General features: G+C 55.9%; 19 protein-coding genes. 5 read left to right on the top strand and 14 right to left on the bottom strand.

Annotated features, from left to right (window positions below):
• Genes HUU59_12940 through HUU59_12930 form a run of 3 tightly spaced genes read left to right on the top strand, consistent with a single transcriptional unit; the run spans window position 1 to window position 2,938 of the window.
• Window positions 1–792, top strand: a complete 792-nt coding sequence (locus HUU59_12940) for a metal ABC transporter ATP-binding protein (protein ID NUO20344.1) — start codon at window positions 1–3, stop codon at window positions 790–792.
• A 5-nt stretch (window positions 793–797) separates the two neighbouring features.
• Window positions 798–2,084 carry a metal ABC transporter permease gene (locus tag HUU59_12935; protein NUO20343.1) on the top strand — a complete coding sequence of 429 codons (1,287 nt, stop codon included), beginning with the start codon at window positions 798–800 and terminating at the stop codon, window positions 2,082–2,084.
• Window positions 2,081–2,938 (top strand): metal ABC transporter permease, encoded by an 858-nt coding sequence (locus tag HUU59_12930; GenBank protein NUO20342.1) that lies wholly within the window; start codon window positions 2,081–2,083, stop codon window positions 2,936–2,938. Before HUU59_12935 ends, HUU59_12930 begins: the two co-directional genes overlap by 4 nt.
• A gap of 75 nt (window positions 2,939–3,013) precedes the next feature.
• Here HUU59_12930 and HUU59_12925 read toward each other — a convergent pair whose 3' ends face one another.
• The 14 genes from HUU59_12925 to bshC form a co-directional block, all read right to left on the bottom strand.
• Window positions 3,014–4,717 (bottom strand): T9SS type A sorting domain-containing protein, encoded by a 1,704-nt coding sequence (locus HUU59_12925; protein NUO20341.1) that lies wholly within the window; start codon window positions 4,715–4,717, stop codon window positions 3,014–3,016.
• Between the two features lie 146 nt (window positions 4,718–4,863).
• The gene (locus tag HUU59_12920; GenBank protein ID NUO20340.1) at window positions 4,864–6,918 is read right to left on the bottom strand and encodes a T9SS type A sorting domain-containing protein; all 2,055 of its coding nucleotides are present in this window, start codon (window positions 6,916–6,918) and stop codon (window positions 4,864–4,866) included.
• Window positions 6,919–7,226: 308 nt separating this feature from the next.
• On the bottom strand, window positions 7,227–8,609 hold the full coding sequence (locus HUU59_12915) for a phosphomannomutase/phosphoglucomutase (GenBank protein NUO20339.1): 1,383 nt from the start codon (window positions 8,607–8,609) through the stop codon (window positions 7,227–7,229).
• Between the two features lie 45 nt (window positions 8,610–8,654).
• Window positions 8,655–9,164 carry a GNAT family N-acetyltransferase gene (locus HUU59_12910; GenBank protein ID NUO20338.1) on the bottom strand — a complete coding sequence of 170 codons (510 nt, stop codon included), beginning with the start codon at window positions 9,162–9,164 and terminating at the stop codon, window positions 8,655–8,657.
• A complete protein-coding gene (locus tag HUU59_12905; GenBank protein ID NUO20337.1) occupies window positions 9,157–9,588 on the bottom strand; it encodes an OsmC family protein in 432 nt (143 codons plus the stop codon). Before HUU59_12905 ends, HUU59_12910 begins: the two co-directional genes overlap by 8 nt.
• 93 nt (window positions 9,589–9,681) lie before the next feature.
• Window positions 9,682–10,251 carry a hypothetical protein gene (locus HUU59_12900; protein NUO20336.1) on the bottom strand — a complete coding sequence of 190 codons (570 nt, stop codon included), beginning with the start codon at window positions 10,249–10,251 and terminating at the stop codon, window positions 9,682–9,684.
• On the bottom strand, window positions 10,197–11,378 hold the full coding sequence (bshA, locus tag HUU59_12895) for an N-acetyl-alpha-D-glucosaminyl L-malate synthase BshA (protein NUO20335.1): 1,182 nt from the start codon (window positions 11,376–11,378) through the stop codon (window positions 10,197–10,199). The genes HUU59_12900 and bshA overlap by 55 nt, the downstream gene beginning before the upstream one ends.
• Window positions 11,379–11,614: 236 nt before the next feature.
• Window positions 11,615–11,893: a hypothetical protein gene (locus tag HUU59_12890; protein ID NUO20334.1), complete on the bottom strand. Its 279-nt coding sequence runs from the start codon at window positions 11,891–11,893 to the stop codon at window positions 11,615–11,617.
• A 100-nt stretch (window positions 11,894–11,993) separates the two neighbouring features.
• Window positions 11,994–12,227 carry a type II toxin-antitoxin system HicA family toxin gene (locus HUU59_12885; protein ID NUO20333.1) on the bottom strand — a complete coding sequence of 78 codons (234 nt, stop codon included), beginning with the start codon at window positions 12,225–12,227 and terminating at the stop codon, window positions 11,994–11,996.
• Window positions 12,224–12,445 carry a type II toxin-antitoxin system HicB family antitoxin gene (locus tag HUU59_12880; protein ID NUO20332.1) on the bottom strand — a complete coding sequence of 74 codons (222 nt, stop codon included), beginning with the start codon at window positions 12,443–12,445 and terminating at the stop codon, window positions 12,224–12,226. Before HUU59_12880 ends, HUU59_12885 begins: the two co-directional genes overlap by 4 nt.
• Window positions 12,442–12,975, bottom strand: a complete 534-nt coding sequence (locus tag HUU59_12875) for an SET domain-containing protein-lysine N-methyltransferase (GenBank protein NUO20331.1) — start codon at window positions 12,973–12,975, stop codon at window positions 12,442–12,444. Before HUU59_12875 ends, HUU59_12880 begins: the two co-directional genes overlap by 4 nt.
• A gap of 18 nt (window positions 12,976–12,993) precedes the next feature.
• A complete protein-coding gene (locus tag HUU59_12870; GenBank protein NUO20330.1) occupies window positions 12,994–13,476 on the bottom strand; it encodes an SET domain-containing protein-lysine N-methyltransferase in 483 nt (160 codons plus the stop codon).
• Window positions 13,467–14,189, bottom strand: coding sequence for a bacillithiol biosynthesis deacetylase BshB1 (bshB1, locus tag HUU59_12865; GenBank protein ID NUO20329.1), 723 nt, complete (start codon window positions 14,187–14,189; stop codon window positions 13,467–13,469). The genes HUU59_12870 and bshB1 overlap by 10 nt, the downstream gene beginning before the upstream one ends.
• Window positions 14,190–14,192: 3 nt before the next feature.
• A complete protein-coding gene (bshC, locus tag HUU59_12860; protein NUO20328.1) occupies window positions 14,193–15,848 on the bottom strand; it encodes a bacillithiol biosynthesis cysteine-adding enzyme BshC in 1,656 nt (551 codons plus the stop codon).
• A 138-nt stretch (window positions 15,849–15,986) separates the two neighbouring features.
• On the opposite strand from bshC, the gene HUU59_12855 reads away from it, so the two are divergent.
• Both HUU59_12855 and HUU59_12850 read left to right on the top strand, forming a co-directional pair.
• Window positions 15,987–17,519, top strand: a complete 1,533-nt coding sequence (locus HUU59_12855; protein ID NUO20327.1) for a PEGA domain-containing protein — start codon at window positions 15,987–15,989, stop codon at window positions 17,517–17,519.
• A 3-nt stretch (window positions 17,520–17,522) separates the two neighbouring features.
• A complete protein-coding gene (locus HUU59_12850; protein NUO20326.1) occupies window positions 17,523–18,362 on the top strand; it encodes a rhomboid family intramembrane serine protease in 840 nt (279 codons plus the stop codon).
• Window positions 18,363–18,740: the final 378 nt, after the last annotated feature.

Raw genomic sequence — 18,740 nt, 5'->3', positions numbered from 1 at the left:
ATGCAGACGACACACGCACCGATAGAAGTGCACGATGTGACGGTGGCCTATGACCGCAAGCCCGTGCTGTGGAATGTGGATTTGACGATTCCGCAGGGCAAGCTGGTGGGCGTGCTGGGACCTAACGGCGCGGGAAAGTCAACTCTGCTCAATGCCATCATGGGGCTGCTGCCGCTGGCCAGTGGAAATGTGCGCATCTGGAATGAACCGCTGGAGAAGCAACGCGGTCGTATCGCCTATGTGCCCCAGCGCGAATCCGTGGATTGGGATTTCCCGACCAATGCACTCGATGTCGTGCTCATGGGACGCTACGGCAGGCTGGGGTTGTTTCGCAGACCGGGCAAGGCCGACCGCGACATTGCGATGCAATGTTTGGAAAAGGTGGGCATGCACGGCTTTGCGTCACGTCAGATTTCGCAGCTCTCCGGCGGACAGCAGCAGCGGGTGTTCATCGCCCGTGCGCTGGCACAGGACGCCGACATCTATTTAATGGACGAACCTCTTGCGGGAGTGGATGCGACGACCGAACGCGCCATTATTGACTTGCTGCGCGAACTGAAATCTCAGGGCAAAACCGTTGTGGCGGTGCATCACGATTTGCAAACGGTGACTGAGTATTTCGATTGGCTTGTGCTGCTGAATTTGCGGTTAGTCGCGGCCGGACCGACAAGCGAAGTCTTTACAACCGAGCGTCTCGCGCAAACCTACGGCGGCAGATTGAAGATACTCGCCGATGTGGCGGATTTGGTGCAGCAGAATTCACCGTTGAAGGCTCTGAAACATCCGGCATAACAGACGTGGACATTTTGCATGACATAACGCTTCGCTCCGTATTGCTCGGCACAGTCTTGCTGGGAGCTGTAGCGGGGTTGGTGGGCAGCTTTGCCTATTTGCAGAAGCGCGCACTGCTTGGCGATGCTTTGGCGCACGCGGCGCTGCCGGGCGTTGTGCTGGGATTCTTGTTTGCGGGCGGCAAAATGCCGCTTGCTCTGCTCCTGGGTGCGGCGGTGACGGCATGGTTGGGGGCGCGCGCGATAGATTGGATTGGCCATCACACGAAACTGAAACAGGATGCGACCGTCGCGATTGTGCTGTCGGTGTTTTTTGCCGCCGGTGTCGTGGGATTGTCTTATGTGCAGAGACACGGCGACGCGGCGCAGAGCGGACTTTCGACATTCCTGTTTGGCCACGCCGCCTCGCTTTTGCCGCGCGACGTGCAGACCTTCGCACTGTTCGGTATCGTCTCTATTATTCTGCTGGGGCTGTTTTACAAGGAACTGAAGTCTATTACCTTTGACCGCAGATTCTCGCAGGCGACGGGACTGCCGGTGAAATGGATAGAGTTTGTGATGACAACTCTCATCGTTGCGGCGACGGTCATCGGTTTGCAGGCGGTGGGAGTGGTAATGATGTCGGCGCTGCTGATTACTCCGGCGGCGGCGGCGCGGCTGTGGTCAAACCGCTTGAGCAGAATGCTGGCGATAGCGGCCTTCATCGGCATCTTGTCGGGTGTATTGGGAACGCTTATCAGTTACAGCGCGCCGCGCATGCCGACCGGCCCATGGATTGTGCTGGTGGCAACAGCACTTTTCGTAGTTTCGTTCCTGCTTGCACCGCAGCGCGGGCTACTCGCTCGTTACGTCACCTTTTCGGAGTTGCGCACGCGCACACAGGAAGAGAATCTGCTTAAATATTTCTATCACTTGGGCGAGCAGCAGGGAGAGCCGGCGGGAAACTTCACCTCGGCGGAGCTTGCCCGCTCGCGCAACATACGGGGCAAGGCGTTTCCGCAGGCGATGAAGAGCCTGCAGAAGAAGGGGTGGGTGGAAGTAACGTCCGATGGCTTTCGCTTGACGGACGCCGGACAGACGGAATCTGCGCGCGTGGTCAGACTTCACAGGTTGTGGGAAGTGTATTTGCGCGAGTATCTTCACTTGCCTGCGGATCACGTGCACAGCGGCGCGGAGCAGATGGAGCACGTCTTGACTCCCGAACTTGAGCAAGAGCTTGAAGCATTCTTGGCCAAACCGAAAGTTGACCCGCACGGCGCGCCGATTCCTTATAAAGAGGAGAAGCGCCAATGACGGAATTTTGGATTTTACTTGCCGGTGTGTTGTGCGGAGTCTCCTGCGGTCTCATCGGGAGTTTTCTGATATTGAGAAAGCAGGCGATGCTTGCCGATGCCATCAGTCATGCCGTTCTGCCCGGCATTGCATTGGCATTCCTGATTCTGAAATCACGCCAGTCTCCGGCGATGCTGGCGGGCGCGGCAGTGTTCGGATTGCTGACGGTGTTTTTGGTTGAGATGCTGCAGCGCAAAGGAAGATTGCAGAGCGACGCGGCCATCGGAGTCACGTTCACAGCTCTTTTTGCTCTGGGTGTTCTCCTGATATCTGCGTTCGGGCGCGCTGTGGATTTGGATCAGGATTGCGTGCTGTTCGGAGAAATCGCGCTTGTGCCGTGGGACAGACTGACGATTATGGGCGGCGACGTCGGCCCGAAGGCAATTTGGTCGCTTGGCGCATCCCTGCTTCTGAACGTAATGTTCATCACGGCCTTTTACAAGGAACTCAAAGTGACAACTTTCGACCCGCTTCTGGCGCGCAGTTTGGGATTGCGCACAGGCTTGATGCAGTATGGTTTCATGGCGTGTGTATCGCTGACGGCGGTGGCGGCTTTCGAGAGCGTGGGCGCGATATTGGTTGTCGCACTGCTTGTTGTCCCTCCGGCGGCGGCATTTCTCTTGACTACCCAGCTGTTCACGATGCTGCTGCTCTCCGGCGCAATCGGCGCGGTCTCGGCCATCGCGGGCTACTATGTTGCGGCTCCGTTCGACGTCTCAATTTCGGGAATGATGGCGGTCGTCGCGGGATTGATCTTTACGGCGGCGCTGATGCGCAATGTATGGAAACGGCGCAGACCTGCGCTTGAAGTTTAGCAGTGAAGCCGCAGACACAAATGTAAAACGCCGCACGTAAGTGCGGCGTTTCACATATTGGGGATTCTGGAAGTGCTACTTCATCAGAATCATCTTCTTTGTAATCGTTCCTTCGGGCGCATCGAGACGATAGAGATACACACCGGACGGGCGGTTGACACCCGCATTGAAATTTGTCTCGTAGAAACCCGGTGTCAGGTCATTGTCTATCAGCGTGGCAACTTCACGTCCCGTGATATCATAGACCTTCAACGTGGTCTTGCCCGCGCGCGTGAGGCTGAAACTGATTTGCGTTTCCGGATTGAAGGGATTCGGATAGTTCTGCGCAAGTTCAAAGAAGATGGGCACAAGCTCGCGCTCTCCGCTGCTCAGCGGCACGACGAGCACGGGGAACGGCGCATACTGACAGAAGAGAGTGAACTCATCACCGTACTCCGCGAACGGCCAGCGCACCGACCAGTCGGGAATCGAAGATGTTGACCAGTTGACCGTGTCGGGTATTTCCGTTTCGGGACGGTTCTGCGCGCGCGGCACGATAGGCCCGAGACAGCCCGTGGTGTCCGAATCAATGCGAATCGTCACCGTTGCATCGCCGTCCGGGTCAAAGAGCTGCCAGCTCAAAACAACATTATCAGCGGCAGTTCGGATCGTGTCCGAGCTCGGATTAACCCAGATAAAAGTCGGCGGAACGTTCGGCGGATAGGAGGTGAAACCCGTCGTCGCCGTATTGTTGTTCTCGTTGTTTTCGGTCACTTGTCCGAGCGGGTCAAGCACGAACTGGAATTCATGGTCACCGTCGCTGCCGACCATCATGGAATCAAGCAGCCACTGGAAATTTGAGTTCTCGGCCACACCGACCATGAGCGTGTCGAGAATAATCGTGCCGTCGTAATACAGCGTAGCGCGGAAATCCGGATAGTAAAGCACACCGCCGGCGCAGGTTCTCCACGACAGCAGCGGACGAATGTAATCACCGGTTTCAATACGTCCGGGGAACGTTATGCCGTCCGGATTGCGCACGGAGATGCCGTCGTTCGCGATATCGACGGTGCCGTCGTCAACGGCCACAATCACATCGTCCACAAACGCCCCAACATCGCGGTTCTGGTCGGCGTCGGCACGGAACCACCAGAATACGTAAACGGCGGGTCTGCCGAGTGCCGAGACGCTGTCACGCGTCGCGTTGTTACGATAAAGGTCGCGCAGGTCCATGGTGAACGTGCGCCAGCCTTCGTCGGTGGTGCCGCTAAAGACGGAGTCAATCCAGATGTGAGTTGTTGCCAGAGAAAAAACCGAATCCGCGCCCCAGCAAATGGTATCCTGCACGTCTTGAGCATGTTGGAAATTCAAGCTGAATTGCACTTGCGCGTACTGCGCGTTCGTGAGATTCAGCGGGCCGTACGTCATGAAGGTGTTCAGATTGGCGGGATAGCGGTCCCCGGCATCGGGGTCCTCCGTGCCCGGTCCTCCGATAATCCAGCAGGATTGATCGTCGTCATTGCCGCAGAAGGATTGCAGTCGGCCGCTGTAGATGCGGTCTTGAATTCCCCATGTCAGCTGCGGCAGCGCGGGACTGATTCTCCAGCAGCGGCCTTGGCCGACCGGCAGGCACCACGGCCACGCGGGACGGGTGGAGTCGAAGCATTCGATGTGCAGAGTTGTCCAGCAGGCTTCGGCTGTGGACGGACGCGGACCTTTGCTCAGCGGTAGCGAGAGCAGTGAGACGGCCACGACGGCCATCAAGAGAGAGATACTGTAATTTACGCGAGAATTTTTCATGGGCCCTTTCCCCTCCAAAGAAAAGGAAGAACGCCGCCAGCCGTCAAGCGGCTGGCGGCGTTCCAATAGTGACAGGTTGCGTGGTCAAAGAAGCAGAACAGAAATAGACGTGTGAACACGACCGCGGCGGTTGCCGCAAAGTCGCGTTACTTCATCAACACAAGTTTGCGTGTGCTGTTGAAGCTGGCTTCACCGGCCTGCGCGTCGAGGCGGTAGAAATAAACGCCGCTCGAAAGGTCGTTGCCGTTAAAGCTGATGGTGTGCGAACCGGCTTCCATATTGCCGTTGATGAGCGTGGCGACTTCCCGTCCGAGCAGGTCGAAGACGGAGAGTTTCACGTTTGCGCGCATCGGCAATGCGAACGGAATGGTGGTTTCCGGGTTGAAAGGATTCGGATAGTTTTGCACGAGCGAGAATTCAGTCGGCATCGCCTCGGGAGCTTCCGGTGACGCGCTGACACCGAGCAGCCATTCCACGGCGCGCTGCATCACGGTGTTGCGTGCCGCTTCGGTCGCGATGGCTTCGAAACCGAACGCCATGTACATCAGACGATAGGTGCCGTTATTGACCGTCACGCCTGCATACTGCGTCTCGCCCTGATACTGCTGGTCATACTGGAAGATAAGCGTCGCTTCGTCGTCACGGGGCAGAATGGACGATTGACGGCTCTGGTTGTTGGCACCGGTGCCGCTGACGATGGCGAAGGCCTGATCGCCGAACAGACCCGGAGTTCCGGTGATGGACGAGCCGATGGGGAAGTTGCGCAGATAGCTCGCGTGAATATAGTCGGTGAAGAGCTGGTCGTTGCGCATATCGAAGCCGATACCCTGACCCGTTAGAAGCAGGTTACCGCCGTTGTCGAGATAGTCCTGAACGTTGAGCTGGTCAATCGGCGAAAGTGTTTCCTGCCACAGGTCGCCCGTGAACCAGATGACGGCATCCACGCCGTCGAAGAGGGAAACATCGACATCGTCAAGATGCGCGTCCCACCAACCCCAAACGACGTTCACATGGTCATCCGCCGCGGCCAGCGCTTCGGCATAATACGTTTCGTACGTGTCGCCGCCGTCGGCATCAATCACAAGCACATCCAGACCGGCCATCAAGCGCCAATCGTGTTCGGCCGAAACAAGGTCGTTGCCCTGCGAGACAACATTCAAGCCGAAGCTCGCATGGCCGGGATTACCGTTCGGATTAACACGAACGATTAGGAATTTGGATTCAAGGCTGTTCACGGAAACCTGAATAGCGCTCGGGTGAGCCGTTCCTCCAGTTTCTTCTACTGAATACACCCAGCCCGTCGGCCATTCACCGGTCAACGTGACGTCGTACGTATCGTTCATCGTACCGATGTTGGAAAGCTCAACGAGGTAAGCCTGTTCACCGCCGGAGGTTTGAATGATGGCCTGTGCGGGGTTATCCTGATTCGTGCTGAAGGCATATTCCTGTGAAACATGTGCCCACGTGCCCTGCAGCACTTCCTTGGTGCCGTTATTCTGCAGGAAGACGACAACACTCAGACCCTCAACATCCCATTGCGCGTTGCGCGTCAGGGTCACGTTGAAGTCGTAGGGATTTCCCGGCGAAGCGTTTACCGGTGTACCGACATTGAAATTCGGAGCGGCATCGCAGAAGACATCCGGAAATTCGGTTTCGCCGTTGGAGCCCGGAGGCGACGCATACGTGACCAGGTCACGAATCAAAACGACGTACAAATTCGCATTGGAGAGCTGCTGTTCAGCGTTAATTGTTCCGGTCACCTGAATGGTAGTTGGCGACGCAGTCACGGCGAGCAGGTCATCAATCGTACACGGAGAAGGAGCAGCATAGCGATTGCGAATGCCCGTACGAAGCGTGTTGACATTTACATTTCGTACGTCCACAATTCCGTCACACATAACCCACGGCACCCAATTGCAGCCATAGTAGTTGATGCGTGCGGTTGATTCGGAGACGTTGTAAAGGTGGAAAGCATCGTTATTTGCTCCCGGCCACCAGCCGTGCGTCTTAATCGAAATCACTGTGTCACGTGTCATTCCTTCGAGCAAGGTGCGCTCGGTAGGATTCCAGGATGCGCACGGTCCGCAGTTCCACTGAGTAAATCCATCGACAATCACGCACTGCCGTTGTGCTGCAAAGCCGGTCATAACCATTGCGAGTAAGCTCGCGACTGCAAAAAGGGTTTTCAAACTGCGATTCATAGGTCCTCCGTTGCCGACCAAAGTGTTTAACCCCAGTAACCGAAAAACTGTATTCTTAAATATAGGTGTTTCTGATGGTAATTCAAGCGCAATGAGGGGTTTTGCAAAAGCCGCTCCCGCGGGGAAGGGAAGCACGAAGCGGGAAACGGGACGCAGAATATTTACACAAATCATTGTAAATAATGAATAAAGGATTTACGCCGTCATGCACTATGCGTGCGAACTGCCACTCCCCTGCACGGGCACTATGAAAAGAGAGGCGAGAGGGTGCAATCGGTGCAGAGGCCGGAGAGGCCAAATAGAGGCGGTCAATGCCCGCTGCTTTTCGAGGGATCGAAGGTGAACCCTGCCCCCTTCAGGACATTGGACACGTCCTCCTGGATGGCATCGAGCTTGTCCTGTGATTTGGCCTCGATGCGCAGCACGAGCGTCGGCTGGGTGTTCGAAGCGCGCACAAGCGCCCATCCGCCGTCGAAGTTGACACGCACTCCATCGAGGTCAATCGTTTCGAGTCCGCGTGACTTGAAACTGCTCTTCACCTTGTCCACCACGTCGAACTTCACCTCGTCGGGACAATCCACGCGAATTTCCGGCGTCGAAAACGTCGGCGGCAAATCGGAAAGCTCTTGTGCCAGTGAATGCGGCAGACGCGACACAATTTCGAGCAATCTTCCCGCCGAATAAATGCCGTCGTCAAAGCCGAAGAATCGGTCTGCAAAAAAGAAATGTCCGCTCATCTCTCCCGCCAGCGAGGCCTTCTCCTCCCACAGCTTGCTCTTGATAAGCGCATGCCCCGTCTTCCACATGATGGGAGTTCCGCCATGTTTCTTGACATCGGCGAAGAAATTCTCGCTGCACTTCACGTCCGCAATCACCTTCGCGCCGTGCATGGATTTCAATATCGACCTTGCAAACAGCGTCATCAGCATATCGCCCCAGATGACCTTGCCCGAGCCGTCAATCGCACCGAGCCTGTCCGCATCGCCGTCAAAACCGACGCCAAGTTCAAGCTTGTTGTCGGCAACAAGCTTCTTCAGCGCGACGAGATTTTTCTCCACCGTCGGGTCGGGATGGTGATTCGGAAAGCGTCCGTCCACGTCCGAGTAGATGTCAAACACTTCCGCGCCGATTTCGCGGAAAATCTGCGGCCCGCACAGCCCGCCGACACCGTTGCCGCTGTCCACTCCCACCCGCACCTTGCGGTCGAGCTTCAGATTGGCCGCCAGCCACGTGATATAGTCGGGCAGAATATTGTAACTGCCGCTCGCCGCGCCTGATTTTTCGTAGTCCTGCCGTTCGCACAGCCCGCGAATCTCCTGAATCATCGCACCGTGAATCGAGGTCTTCCCGTAGGCCATCTTAATGCCGTTGAACTCGGGCGGATTGTGCGAACCCGTCACCATAATCCCGCCGTCGGTCTGCAAATGCGCGGCGGAAAAATACAGCACGGGTGTGGGCACCTGCCCGACGTCAGTCAGCTCAAGGCCGGTGGACAGCAGGCCGGACTTCAAATCGTTGACGATACGTTCGGATGTCAACCGTCCGTCACGGCCTATTGTGAACTTCTTTGCTCCTTTGCGGCGAATGAACGTGCCGATGCCGCGGCCCAATTCATAGACCACTTCGGGCGTCAAATCATCGGCCACGACGCCGCGAATATCATATTCACGAAAAATGTTGGGATTAATCATGTGCGGGGGGAAAGGAATGGAATTGAAATTGTTCAGGGAATTAGGCTACACGTGCACCCACACATCATGCGGAGCGTCCCACTTGATGATGCGCTTTTCGATACTCGCGCCGAGCCGGCGCGCGACATTTTGCGACGGGATATTTTCGGGATTGATCAACGATATGACGCGCGCGGCGCCGCGGGCTGAGCGGGCAAAATCAATGCAGGCCCGCGCCGCTTCGGTGGCGTAGCCCTTGTGCCAATGCTTGCGCAGCAGAAGATAGCCCACTTCGGTTTCGTTCACTCCCTCCACCTCTTGAATCAGAATGCCGCACTGCCCCAGAAATTCTCCTGTGGCGAGTGATTCCAGCGCGTAGAATGAGCAGCCGTCCTTCTCATAGCGGGCCAGACCGCGCTCTATCCACTGCTGAGCCTCGGCGCGATCCATCGGATGCGGATAATGCCGCATCACTTCCGGGTCACCGAGCAGCTCGCACATCGGGTCAAGGTAATCGAGCGTGAGCTTGCAAAAACAAATGCGCTCAGTGCGGGGAGGAAGCTGAATCTCAGGCAAGCTTTGATTCGAGTGAAATCTCCGCCGAGCCCATCAACAAGCGCGATATCGGACAGCCCCCCTTCGTCTCGACTGCGATTTCCTTGAACGTCGCCGCATCCATGCCCGGCACCTTGGCTGTACACACGATGTGCGATTTTGTCACGGTCGGCTTTCCGTCCACGAAATCGAGAGTCACGTGGGCAATAGCTTCAATGTGTTCCGCCGGATGTCCAGCCTTTTCCAGACCGCCCGACAGCGCCATCGCATAGCAGCCCGCGTGCGCCGCGGCGATGAGTTCTTCGGGATTGGTGCCCTTGCCGTCTTCAAAACGGTCGTGAAAGGAATAGTTGATATTTTTGAGCGTCCCGGATTCGGTCGAAAGATTGCCTTTACCGGTCTTGAGCGTGCCGCTCCAAACTGCAGTAGCCTTGCGAATTGCCATGAGAGGGAATTTTGAAAAGTGAAATTGGAAAATGGAAAAGCGAACAGCCGCCTTTCCGGGGGATGTCAAACGGACGAAATGTGCGTGTGAAAATTATTGTGCGCGGATTTCCGAGAGTGCGCGCAGCGTGTCAGGGTCGTTGGGGAGACCCTGCAGCGCGGTTTCCAGCGCGGCGATGGCCTCGTCCTTGCGGTCCAGATAGGCCAACGTGAATCCCAGCGCGCGGTGGCCGATGTAGCACTCGGGATAAAGTCCGAGACAGCGCCGCAGACTCTGCTCGCTGTCGGGAAAACGGTACAGAAACCGGTAGACGACTCCTTCGTGATAATGCGCCGAGGGATCTTCGTCGTCCATCGTGAGAATCGTGTCAAGGCTCATCAGCGCCGCTTCGAACTGCTGCACATTGATGGCGCGTTTGGCGTCCTGATACAAATCCCATTTCAGCAGGAATCGCCGGTAGGCCGGAGCATGTTCGTAGTCGGGACGGTTCGCCAATACCCAGCGCATGGCTTCACGGCCTTCGCTGAGATCGTACCCGTTGGTCAGAATGGCGTCAACTTCGTCTTGTGTGCGTGCCGGTAGTTCAGTCGGCAAATGATAGAACCGCGTCAGGTGATCGCGGACTTGGACGACGAAGAAGGTCGGGAGGCTCGGCTTAGACATCTTGCCTCCGTCTCATGCAGGGTTTCCAAGTACAACTTTTCATACTGCGGAATTATTTTGTCGATGTGAAAAACTTCTTGTGCCCGGCGGCGTCCGGCCTGAGCCATGGTTCGCCGCAAGTCTGTATCCTTCACCAATTGCAAAATACTTGCCGAAAGAGCGTCGATGTCGCCCACCGGATGCAGATAACCGGTTTCGTTGTGCTTGACAACTTCAGGCAAACCACCGACATCGTATCCCACCACGGGCATTTCGCAGCTCATGGCTTCGAGTGCTGACAGGCCGAAACTCTCCTTGTTGGACGGCAAAATATAGATGTCGCCGACACTCAGCAAATCAATCAGACCCGTCTGCTTCCCGAGAAATCTAACTTCTCCCTGCAAACCCAGCTCCCGCACCTGAAGTTCCGCGTTGCTGCGCGCCGGGCCGTCGCCGACCAAAACTAATTTGGCACGCACGCTTTCACGCACGTTCGCAAATGTGGTGATAATATCCGGAATTCGTTTGACCGGGCGGAAATTTGATATGTGCAGAATAATCGGCTCGTCTGCGGCAGCCAGCCAGTCGCGCCGCAGAACACAATGGTCGCGCTTGTAGACTTCCGTGTCAATGAAATTATAAATGACGTTCGTCTTCCCCGCGTAACCGATATTGTCACGGGTTTCACGCGCCAGGTCATACGACACCGCCGTCACCGCGTCCGACTGTTCAAGCGTAAATTTCACCACCGGAGCATAGGCCGGATGACTGCCCACCAGCGTGATGTCCGTCCCGTGGCATGTCGTTATTACAGGCGGCAGTCCGCCGTTCATTTCGCGCGCGAGATAAGCCGCCGTCGCGTGCGGAATCGCATAATGCGCGTGCAGCAAATCCAGCTTGTACATCTTGAACGCGTCGAACAGCGCCGAGGACAGCGTCAGCGTGTAGGGCGTGTTCTCAAACAAATCATATCCGACCACCGGGACTTCGTGAAAGTACGTGCCTTGCTGAAAAGCCGGCAGCCGGAACGGCCGTGACGTCGAGAAAAAGTGTACCTCATGGCCCCGCGTCGCCAGCGCGACCCCCAATTCCGTAGCGACGACTCCCGAGCCGCCGTACGTTGGATAGAGGATTATGCCGATTCTCATTTAAGCTCTTTATGATGAAATTGTATCATGGAATAATTGTCACCCACGTTGTATCAGACATATCTCGACAGGACGAGCTACTGTAATCAACAACAATACTGTAGCGACCAACGGGGAGCGATTCAGGTAAATACGAGTATGTTTCAATGAGTGAGTGATCAAGGAAAAGAATTGAATCTGCAAGAATGCCTGTCTCGGGATGAAGCGTGAACAATTCATGTTCTGGACCACCGTGATCATACATAAACCAGACACGTGCCAAAAGTGAGTCCGGCATCTATACCGAGTGTGCATACTACTGCAACATTATTCCATGCGTGGTCGAATTGGTCGCGTGCTGCGAGGCGAATTTCAACCGAGTCGGTTTGCTCGCAAAGTTCAGGTTCCACGAATTCAGGCGCATCAATACTAAGTGACAAAACTCGCACAGGCCCTTCCTTCTCATCATCGTCACAACCAAGTAAAGCCAGCCCTGTCAAACTTCCAAGTAAGAGTGCAAAGATTGCCGTTTTCATTTCGTTCCCTCCAGAACAAATGCGGGTAGATTCTGTTTTAGTGGGATGCCCGCAATGGGGTTTCCCGCCAACACAGATCACCAGCTAACGTTCTGACAGGTTACAAATCCATCAGGTGCGAATTGTATTCTTCGACGCTGATTCCAATCTGCCGCAATATTTCACGTATCGTGGGACGGGGCAATTCCGTGCCTTGATGTATGGGTATAAGTGTGTATCGACCATCGGGATGACGAAAAGACCGATGGCTTCCTTTTTGGCGCACAACTTCAAAGCCGAGCTTAAGCAAGAGCTTCTCCATCTTCTTCGCGTCAACTACAGGAAGTTTTGTCATCCGGCAATAGAGATGGACTCGAGAGAAATGAACGTCGGCATGTCTTCATACGACTCGCCGTGATCTTCCAGAACAAGCTCTATTGCTTCCTTTATGTTTTCACGAAGTAATTCAATTGTAGGTGCATACGAATGTGCAGCGGGCAGTGCAGGAACCGTCCCAATGAACATTTTCGATTCTGCATCCCATTGGATGTACACCATGAATTCCCGTTTCATTTCTTAACAGCCTTCTTCGTTTTCTTCACACTCTTCTTAACAGCCTTCTTTGCCGCCTTCACGACTTTCTTCTTTGGCTTAATCAGCATGTTGCCCGAACAGTTCGGCGCGCCGCAGTTGCAGCGGTATTTTTCGCGCCAGTCCGGATGCTCGTCGCCGTCGCCCGTTAACCCGTAGTTGTAGCACAGCTCTTCGCCCACCTTAATGGCGCGAATCGCTTCAATGAAAATCCGGCCCCGGTCTTCAATCGGCTCGCAATTGGGGTCGCAGGAATGGTTGATGAAACGTGCGTCATTTCCGCCCACCGCCGCGTCAATCGCCACCGCGCCGTCACAAATCGAAAACAAAAAGGTGTGGTGCCGCTTCTGTTTGGAATCGTCATAGCGCCGGTCCGCTTCGTCTTCAGGAATCAACTGTCCGGTGTATTCGATAATCCGCGTGCCCTTGCGGATTGGCTTCACTGCAAACGCGCCTTTGCCCTGAATCTCAGAGCCGCGCACGACAAAATATGGAGAAGATGGTTTCGACATTAGTTTTGGGAATAGGAATCAAATAAGATGGATGTATTTACTGGGAATCTTCCGGTTCAGCAAGATCCTGCGGCAGTTTCGCGCCGCGCAATAACATGCGTAATCAACAAGCCACCGCTTCTTGAACCGGCCGGACAGATGCAAATGATAATCGTACACAAGCTCCGTGCCCTTGGAAATCTTACGCAGCGCGCGAATGAAAATCCGACCGTTCTCTTCAAAAGTCTCGCAATTCGGATGGCACGAGTGATTGGCAAACTGCGCCGCGTTTCCGCCCTGCGCTGCGTCCAGCAGCCAGCCGTCTTCCAGCGTGAAAATAACGGTATGATGCGCGTCGGGATCGTCCTCGTCGATATCCGGCAGCGCGTCCGGCGGCATCCGCTTGCCCGTGTATTCGATGATGGTCGCCCCCTTCGGGATATCCGTGCGCGCGAACAACCCCCTGCCATGCACCTTGCTCTGCTTGACGAACCAGTATTCGCCTCTGGTCGCTATTGGCATAACTGCAGCGGGTCGTTGACCTTGATAGGTTCGCGCATGTAGAAAACTTCCGCGTACTTAACGCCGATTTGATCACCGAAGTAGCGCGCTCGCATCTCCAGCCTCTCGAAAAACGCCGGCTGCGACAGCACCGTCATCGGATCTGTGCTGTTGGGATCGAAAAACTGCGACTTGTGTGCCCGCGCCGCTTCAAGCTTCTTCTCCCAATAGTCCGTCACGTCCACATACACATTCGGCTCCATCATCCACGTCGAAGGCCAATACAGCAATCGCTTGGGATTATGCGGCTCGTACTTCGCCGGAAAGTTCGCCGCGCCCGCCACAAACATCGAGTGCTTCACCAATTCGCTCGTGCCTTCGTGGTCCGGGTGCTTGTCTCGCCACCAATGAGTCAGCACAAGCTTCGGCTTGTGGCGGCGAATGCACTCCACAACTTTCACTCTCCGCTCGTGCGTGTCCTGAATCTGCAAATCACCGGCATCGAGAACCTCGCGAAACTCAAAACCGAGAATCTTCAGCGCGTCCTGCGCCTCGACGGCGCGGATGTCCGCGTTGCCCCGTGAACCGCGTTCGCCGCGGGTCATGTCCACAATGCCGATTTTCGCGCCTTGCGCCTGCATCCGCAGCAGCGTGCCCGCGCAGGAAAGTTCGATGTCGTCCGGATGCGCGCCGATGGCGAGCACGTCTACAATCTGTGTGTTGGGTTCACTCATGCGTTATTCGGTAATGACGATGTGATGAGCCGCTCCATCGGCGGGCAATGTATCCAGTAAATTCAATAACTCCGGTACTCCGTAATGCAATAGCGCCCACGCTGTTCCGTACGCGCGCTCCATCGGCTTTCCGCCCGGACGCACCGCGAACAGCACCTTCTGTAATCTTGTTAGCTCGACCGCATGCTGCTGCTTGACGGCCTTATTGGCCTTCCCTTCCAGCTGTTCGAGCGGATGAAGCATCTTGCCCGCGGTTGAACCCAGTGCCCCTTCAAGCGTCGGGTCAAGCGCGCGCAGCATCGGTTTCAGTTTGTTCACCGCCCCTTCAATCTCGCTCCTGACCTGTGCAAATTGTCTCGCCGTGTCATGTTCGTCTGCTTCGCGCAGCAGCCGTTTGGTCAAATCGTGCTCCGGCACCGTCAGCAATTCCTCCCACGACAGCCCGAGCTTCTCCCGCAGCCGTTCACATTTCTGGTCAACAAACGTCACCGACAGCCGGGGAAACAAACTCGGCGGTGTGACCTTCAGCAGCTCATAGAACGGAGCAAGCTGCGCATGATACTCAAGCTCTCCCGGACCTCCGACATAAGCGATGGACGGCAGCACAAAATCCTGATACAGCGGCCGCAGCCCCGCCTTCGGACTGACACTCCACTCTCCGCTCGCCAGCTTCTCTTTCAACTGCTCTGCACTAACATGCTCGGTCGTCCCGTCCGGATGTTTCACCGTCCCGTCAAGCGTAACCGTCCTGCGCACGAAATCTTTAGCCGCAATATAAAAGAAATGCGCGTCAGGCGTCGGGCTCATGGAGCCGGCAAATCCCCTTGCGCGAACCTCTTCAGAGCGCTTCGCAAAGCTGTCACGCAAAATCTCGCGCTGGTCAATCACTTTCTCCCATAGCGGCGCGGCCAGCTTCTTCAAACCCTCATGCCGGCCCTCGCATATCAGCAAGCCGCGTGGTCCCAGTGTTGCCGCCAGCAATCTTCCCATTGCCGTGGACATATCACCGTCGGAGTAGGCATGTTCGAGCGCTTCTGCTGCGTCACCCGACACACTCTCCCATTGCGAAATCAACTCGTGCAGCGGCGCCAACCCGTTCTCACCGACTGCATACCGGCCAACCTCTTGATTGGGAATCTCTTTTAGCGGAGCGAACTCAACCGCACCCAGCGTACCGTCCGGCTTCGGATAGTGTGATGTGCGAATCTCCGCCAAGTCATGATCTTCGCCTTCCAGCCAGAACAGCGGCAGTACCGGTACTCGCATCGCCGCTTCCAGTGCGCGCGCCAGCCGTATCGCATGATACGCTTTCAAAAACGTGAACAACGGTCCGCCGAGATAGCCCACTTGCTGTCCCGTCACCACCATCACCGCTTTTCCGCTCGCCAGATGTTGCAGCCGCGCTAAAGTCTCATCCGGAATGCCGTAGAGCTTTCCTTCCGAGTGCAGTATCTCCGCCAAATCACGGTAAAACGGAAACTCAGCCAGCCGCTCCTTGGTGGCGGCGTCGCACGCTTGCGGATTTGCTGGTGAACGCGCATACAACCATTCCGCGTCCGGCAACTCCCGCACGACCGCTTGCCACGCCGGACCAAATCCCGGTAGCTTCTCAAAAGAAAGCGAACCCCGTGTCATCGGGGGAGGCGGTGCCGTTTCCATTGGACTCGATGAGGTGTAAGCAATTGCAAAATATACCGATTCGCACACGGTTTGTCAAACTTTGATACCGTTTGATTCACAAAACGTTCCCCTGCTAACAATTGCTTTTCTCTAAGATAAGCCTATATTTACTGACTTATGCGCATCATTCTGCTGGTACTCGTCGCGTGGGTGATTGGACTCGGGAGCTATTTGCTCTACGACCGCTTCTGGCCGGGACACACTGGGTCCATTGTGGTTACCAGCGACCCTCCCGGGGCGGAAATTTGGCTTGACCTCGCCCCTCTTGGCCGCACAACTCCCGCCGAACTGCGGGATGTTCCCGCCGGAAAACGCTCGGTCACCGTCCGACTCGATGGTCGCAGGCCGCAGCCTTTTGTCGAGGTCGTCAAGGTTGCCCGCGGAACTCGTGATTCCTTAAGCTTTGTTTTTGATGGAAATATCACTCCTTCCGCAAAGTACGACACCCCCCGCTCACAGTCCGTGGACCCGTTGATACCACCGCGACTGGAGTCCATCACCGAGAAAGTCAAGCGCGAGCAGCCGTGGGAAGTTGAACGACGGATTCCCACCTCCGTGGACAGCTCAATTCTCACTCGGGTCTCCCCTTCCGGGAAGCTGGAACCTGTACCTCTGACCACTGCTGAACCCGGTCCGGTTCGCGACATTCCGGCACAAACCGAACCCGCAACCGGAAATTCTCCCGCCACCGGCACGGCGGAGATTTCCAGCTCCGTTGCCGGGGCGCAGATTGTTATCAACGACAAGGAAATTCCCCAGCGAACACCCGCAGTGGTCAGTTTGCCTCTGGGCACGCACACCGTCCGTGTGGAAATGCCCGGCTACACCAGCGATCCCCAGCAGCAGATAGTGCGTCTGTCCCGCGCCGCAGGAGCACAACTGGTCTACTTCACGCTGACCGAGCAGCAGCGCGCGCGCAAGGAAATCACCATCACCACTGAACCCGTCGCTGGCCCCATCTTTGTAAATGGAGATTCCATTGGCAACGGCTTGGCAGTGTTTCCTCACGACTTTGGTGTCTTTGAAATTTCCTTTGGCAAGGTGGACGGCTATCTGACACCCGAATCGCAGCGGCTTGTGGTGACACCCGCCAAGCCCAATCCCGCCGTGACCGTCACCTATCCGCGCGCATTTGCCGTATCCGCCGTCTGCAGAGCTGGCGGCAGCGTGGATACGGAAGGCCAAATTCGCTGGGAAACCGGAATATTCGACCGTGACAAGGGTGCCCGAATCTCCGAGACGCACGGCCCGCGCATTGACGAAATTCCCGGCAGCTCCAAGTCGGGCTGGGAGCTTGCCATGGGCGACCCCAACCGCAACCCTACGGGTGCCGACTACATCGAGTTCTTCTTCACACTGCCCGATGAAGTTCCCACGTCGACGCCGCTGAATTTGAGATTGTATCTTTATCGCACGAACCGCAAGTATCCGCTGTCGCTCTCAAATCGCTGTGAAGTCACAGTAACCGTGAACGGCCGCGTCTTTCTCGATAATTTCCGTCCCCGCCACGACCAGTCGCTGGCCGATTCGGAACGCTACGAAGAATGGTCGCTGCAGCACTCGCTCGTGCCCGGCGAAAACCGCATTATGATTCGCACCGGAGACAAAAATCAAATCTTCAACTATCTGTGGAAGTTCGAGGTGCTGTAACGAATGAAACAGCGCTTCAATAATTTGTTTCGCCAGCCGCCCCTGGGCTTCATAAATCCCGAGATGACCTGGACAGAGGTGGTCAAGTTCCTCATCTTGACCAATGTGACCGTCTTTGCCGCGCAGGAAATTCTCGGGATGTATCCCTTCTTTATTGAGAACTTCTCGCTCATTCCGCGCGAATTCTTTCACGGCCGCGTCTGGACTCTCTTCACCTACATGTTCCTGCACGGCGGCTTTTCGCATATTCTCTTCAATATGCTCGCGCTGTGGATGTTCGGCTCGATGCTCGAACGGGTGTGGGGTTCCAAGGAGTTTCTCAAATACTATCTGCTCACCGGACTCGGCGGCGGATTGTGCTATGCGCTGTTCAACATGGACTCCTTCGTGCCGACCGTCGGCGCGTCCGGTGCCATTTACGGCTTGCTGCTCGCCTATGCGGTGCTCTTTCCCGACAATGTGATTTACATCTGGTTCGTGATACCGGTCAAAGCCAAATACTTCGCGATGATTTTCGGCGTGATTGAGTTTCTGGCCAGCTTCAACCCCGGCAGCGGCGTCGCGCACCTCGCGCATTTGGGCGGCATGGTCATGGGGTATGCCTATTTGAAGTGGGGCAAACTGCGTTACAGTGCGCCGGGACGGCGGATGCGCGAGTGGAAAAAGAAGCTTGAAGACTCCGCCCGCGAACGTGAAGAGCAAACCATCGAGGATGTCCGCCGTGAAGTGGATGAACTGCTTGACAAAATTAACAAGGTCGGCATGGACGGTCTGACCAAGGATGAGCAGAAGCGGCTTGAAAAGGCCAGTCAGTATCTGCGCGACAAAGGCATTAAACACTGAATGATAAACCCGGCGAAAGCCGGGTTTTTTCATTCGTAGTGGCAGACCTTGGTCTGCCGTAGTTGTGGGGGCGATTGGCAATCCGCCCGCGTTTTGCAGATTCGCGACTGTTATGCCCTTGTCATCCCGTAGCGTAGCGCAGGGACCTACTCAAGCACCACGAACATGTTCGAGCATCCTCCACCGCCCATTCACCTTGTCATCCTGGAAGGATCTCTCTAAGCAAAGTCGAGATACAAAGCGCAACACAAACCATTACTAGGTCGAGCCTCCAGCCTCGACTCCGCGGGTGAAGGATCTCGTCAAGCACCACGAAAAACGCAATAGTAACTCACGATGTAACGCGCATTGTCATCCTGAGCGAAGTGAAGGATCTCG

It is taken from the genome of bacterium (genome assembly GCA_013360195.1).
In the GTDB taxonomy this organism is placed as follows: Bacteria; Electryoneota; RPQS01; order RPQS01; family RPQS01; genus JABWCQ01.
The sequence above is the reverse complement of the archived record's forward strand: the minus strand, read 5'-3'. Positions and strand labels throughout refer to the sequence as shown.

Bases quoted from the DNA above. Each gene is read 5' to 3' on its own strand.
- HUU59_12915 (NUO20339.1), bottom strand. From the start codon at position 8,609: ATGATTAATCCCAACATTTTTCGTGAATATGATATTCGCGGCGTCGTG.
- HUU59_12920 (NUO20340.1), bottom strand. From the start codon at position 6,918: ATGAATCGCAGTTTGAAAACCCTTTTTGCAGTCGCGAGCTTACTCGCA.
- HUU59_12930 (NUO20342.1), top strand. From the start codon at position 2,081: ATGACGGAATTTTGGATTTTACTTGCCGGTGTGTTGTGCGGAGTCTCC.
- HUU59_12885 (NUO20333.1), bottom strand. From the start codon at position 12,227: ATGACAAAACTTCCTGTAGTTGACGCGAAGAAGATGGAGAAGCTCTTG.
- bshA (NUO20335.1), bottom strand. From the start codon at position 11,378: ATGAGAATCGGCATAATCCTCTATCCAACGTACGGCGGCTCGGGAGTC.
- HUU59_12850 (NUO20326.1), top strand. From the start codon at position 17,523: ATGAAACAGCGCTTCAATAATTTGTTTCGCCAGCCGCCCCTGGGCTTC.
- HUU59_12900 (NUO20336.1), bottom strand. From the start codon at position 10,251: ATGTCTAAGCCGAGCCTCCCGACCTTCTTCGTCGTCCAAGTCCGCGAT.
- HUU59_12940 (NUO20344.1), top strand. From the start codon at position 1: ATGCAGACGACACACGCACCGATAGAAGTGCACGATGTGACGGTGGCC.
- HUU59_12890 (NUO20334.1), bottom strand. From the start codon at position 11,893: ATGAAAACGGCAATCTTTGCACTCTTACTTGGAAGTTTGACAGGGCTG.
- HUU59_12880 (NUO20332.1), bottom strand. From the start codon at position 12,445: ATGAAACGGGAATTCATGGTGTACATCCAATGGGATGCAGAATCGAAA.
- HUU59_12870 (NUO20330.1), bottom strand. From the start codon at position 13,476: ATGCCAATAGCGACCAGAGGCGAATACTGGTTCGTCAAGCAGAGCAAG.
- HUU59_12875 (NUO20331.1), bottom strand. From the start codon at position 12,975: ATGTCGAAACCATCTTCTCCATATTTTGTCGTGCGCGGCTCTGAGATT.
- bshC (NUO20328.1), bottom strand. From the start codon at position 15,848: ATGGAAACGGCACCGCCTCCCCCGATGACACGGGGTTCGCTTTCTTTT.
- HUU59_12905 (NUO20337.1), bottom strand. From the start codon at position 9,588: ATGGCAATTCGCAAGGCTACTGCAGTTTGGAGCGGCACGCTCAAGACC.
- HUU59_12855 (NUO20327.1), top strand. From the start codon at position 15,987: ATGCGCATCATTCTGCTGGTACTCGTCGCGTGGGTGATTGGACTCGGG.
- HUU59_12925 (NUO20341.1), bottom strand. From the start codon at position 4,717: ATGAAAAATTCTCGCGTAAATTACAGTATCTCTCTCTTGATGGCCGTC.
- bshB1 (NUO20329.1), bottom strand. From the start codon at position 14,189: ATGAGTGAACCCAACACACAGATTGTAGACGTGCTCGCCATCGGCGCG.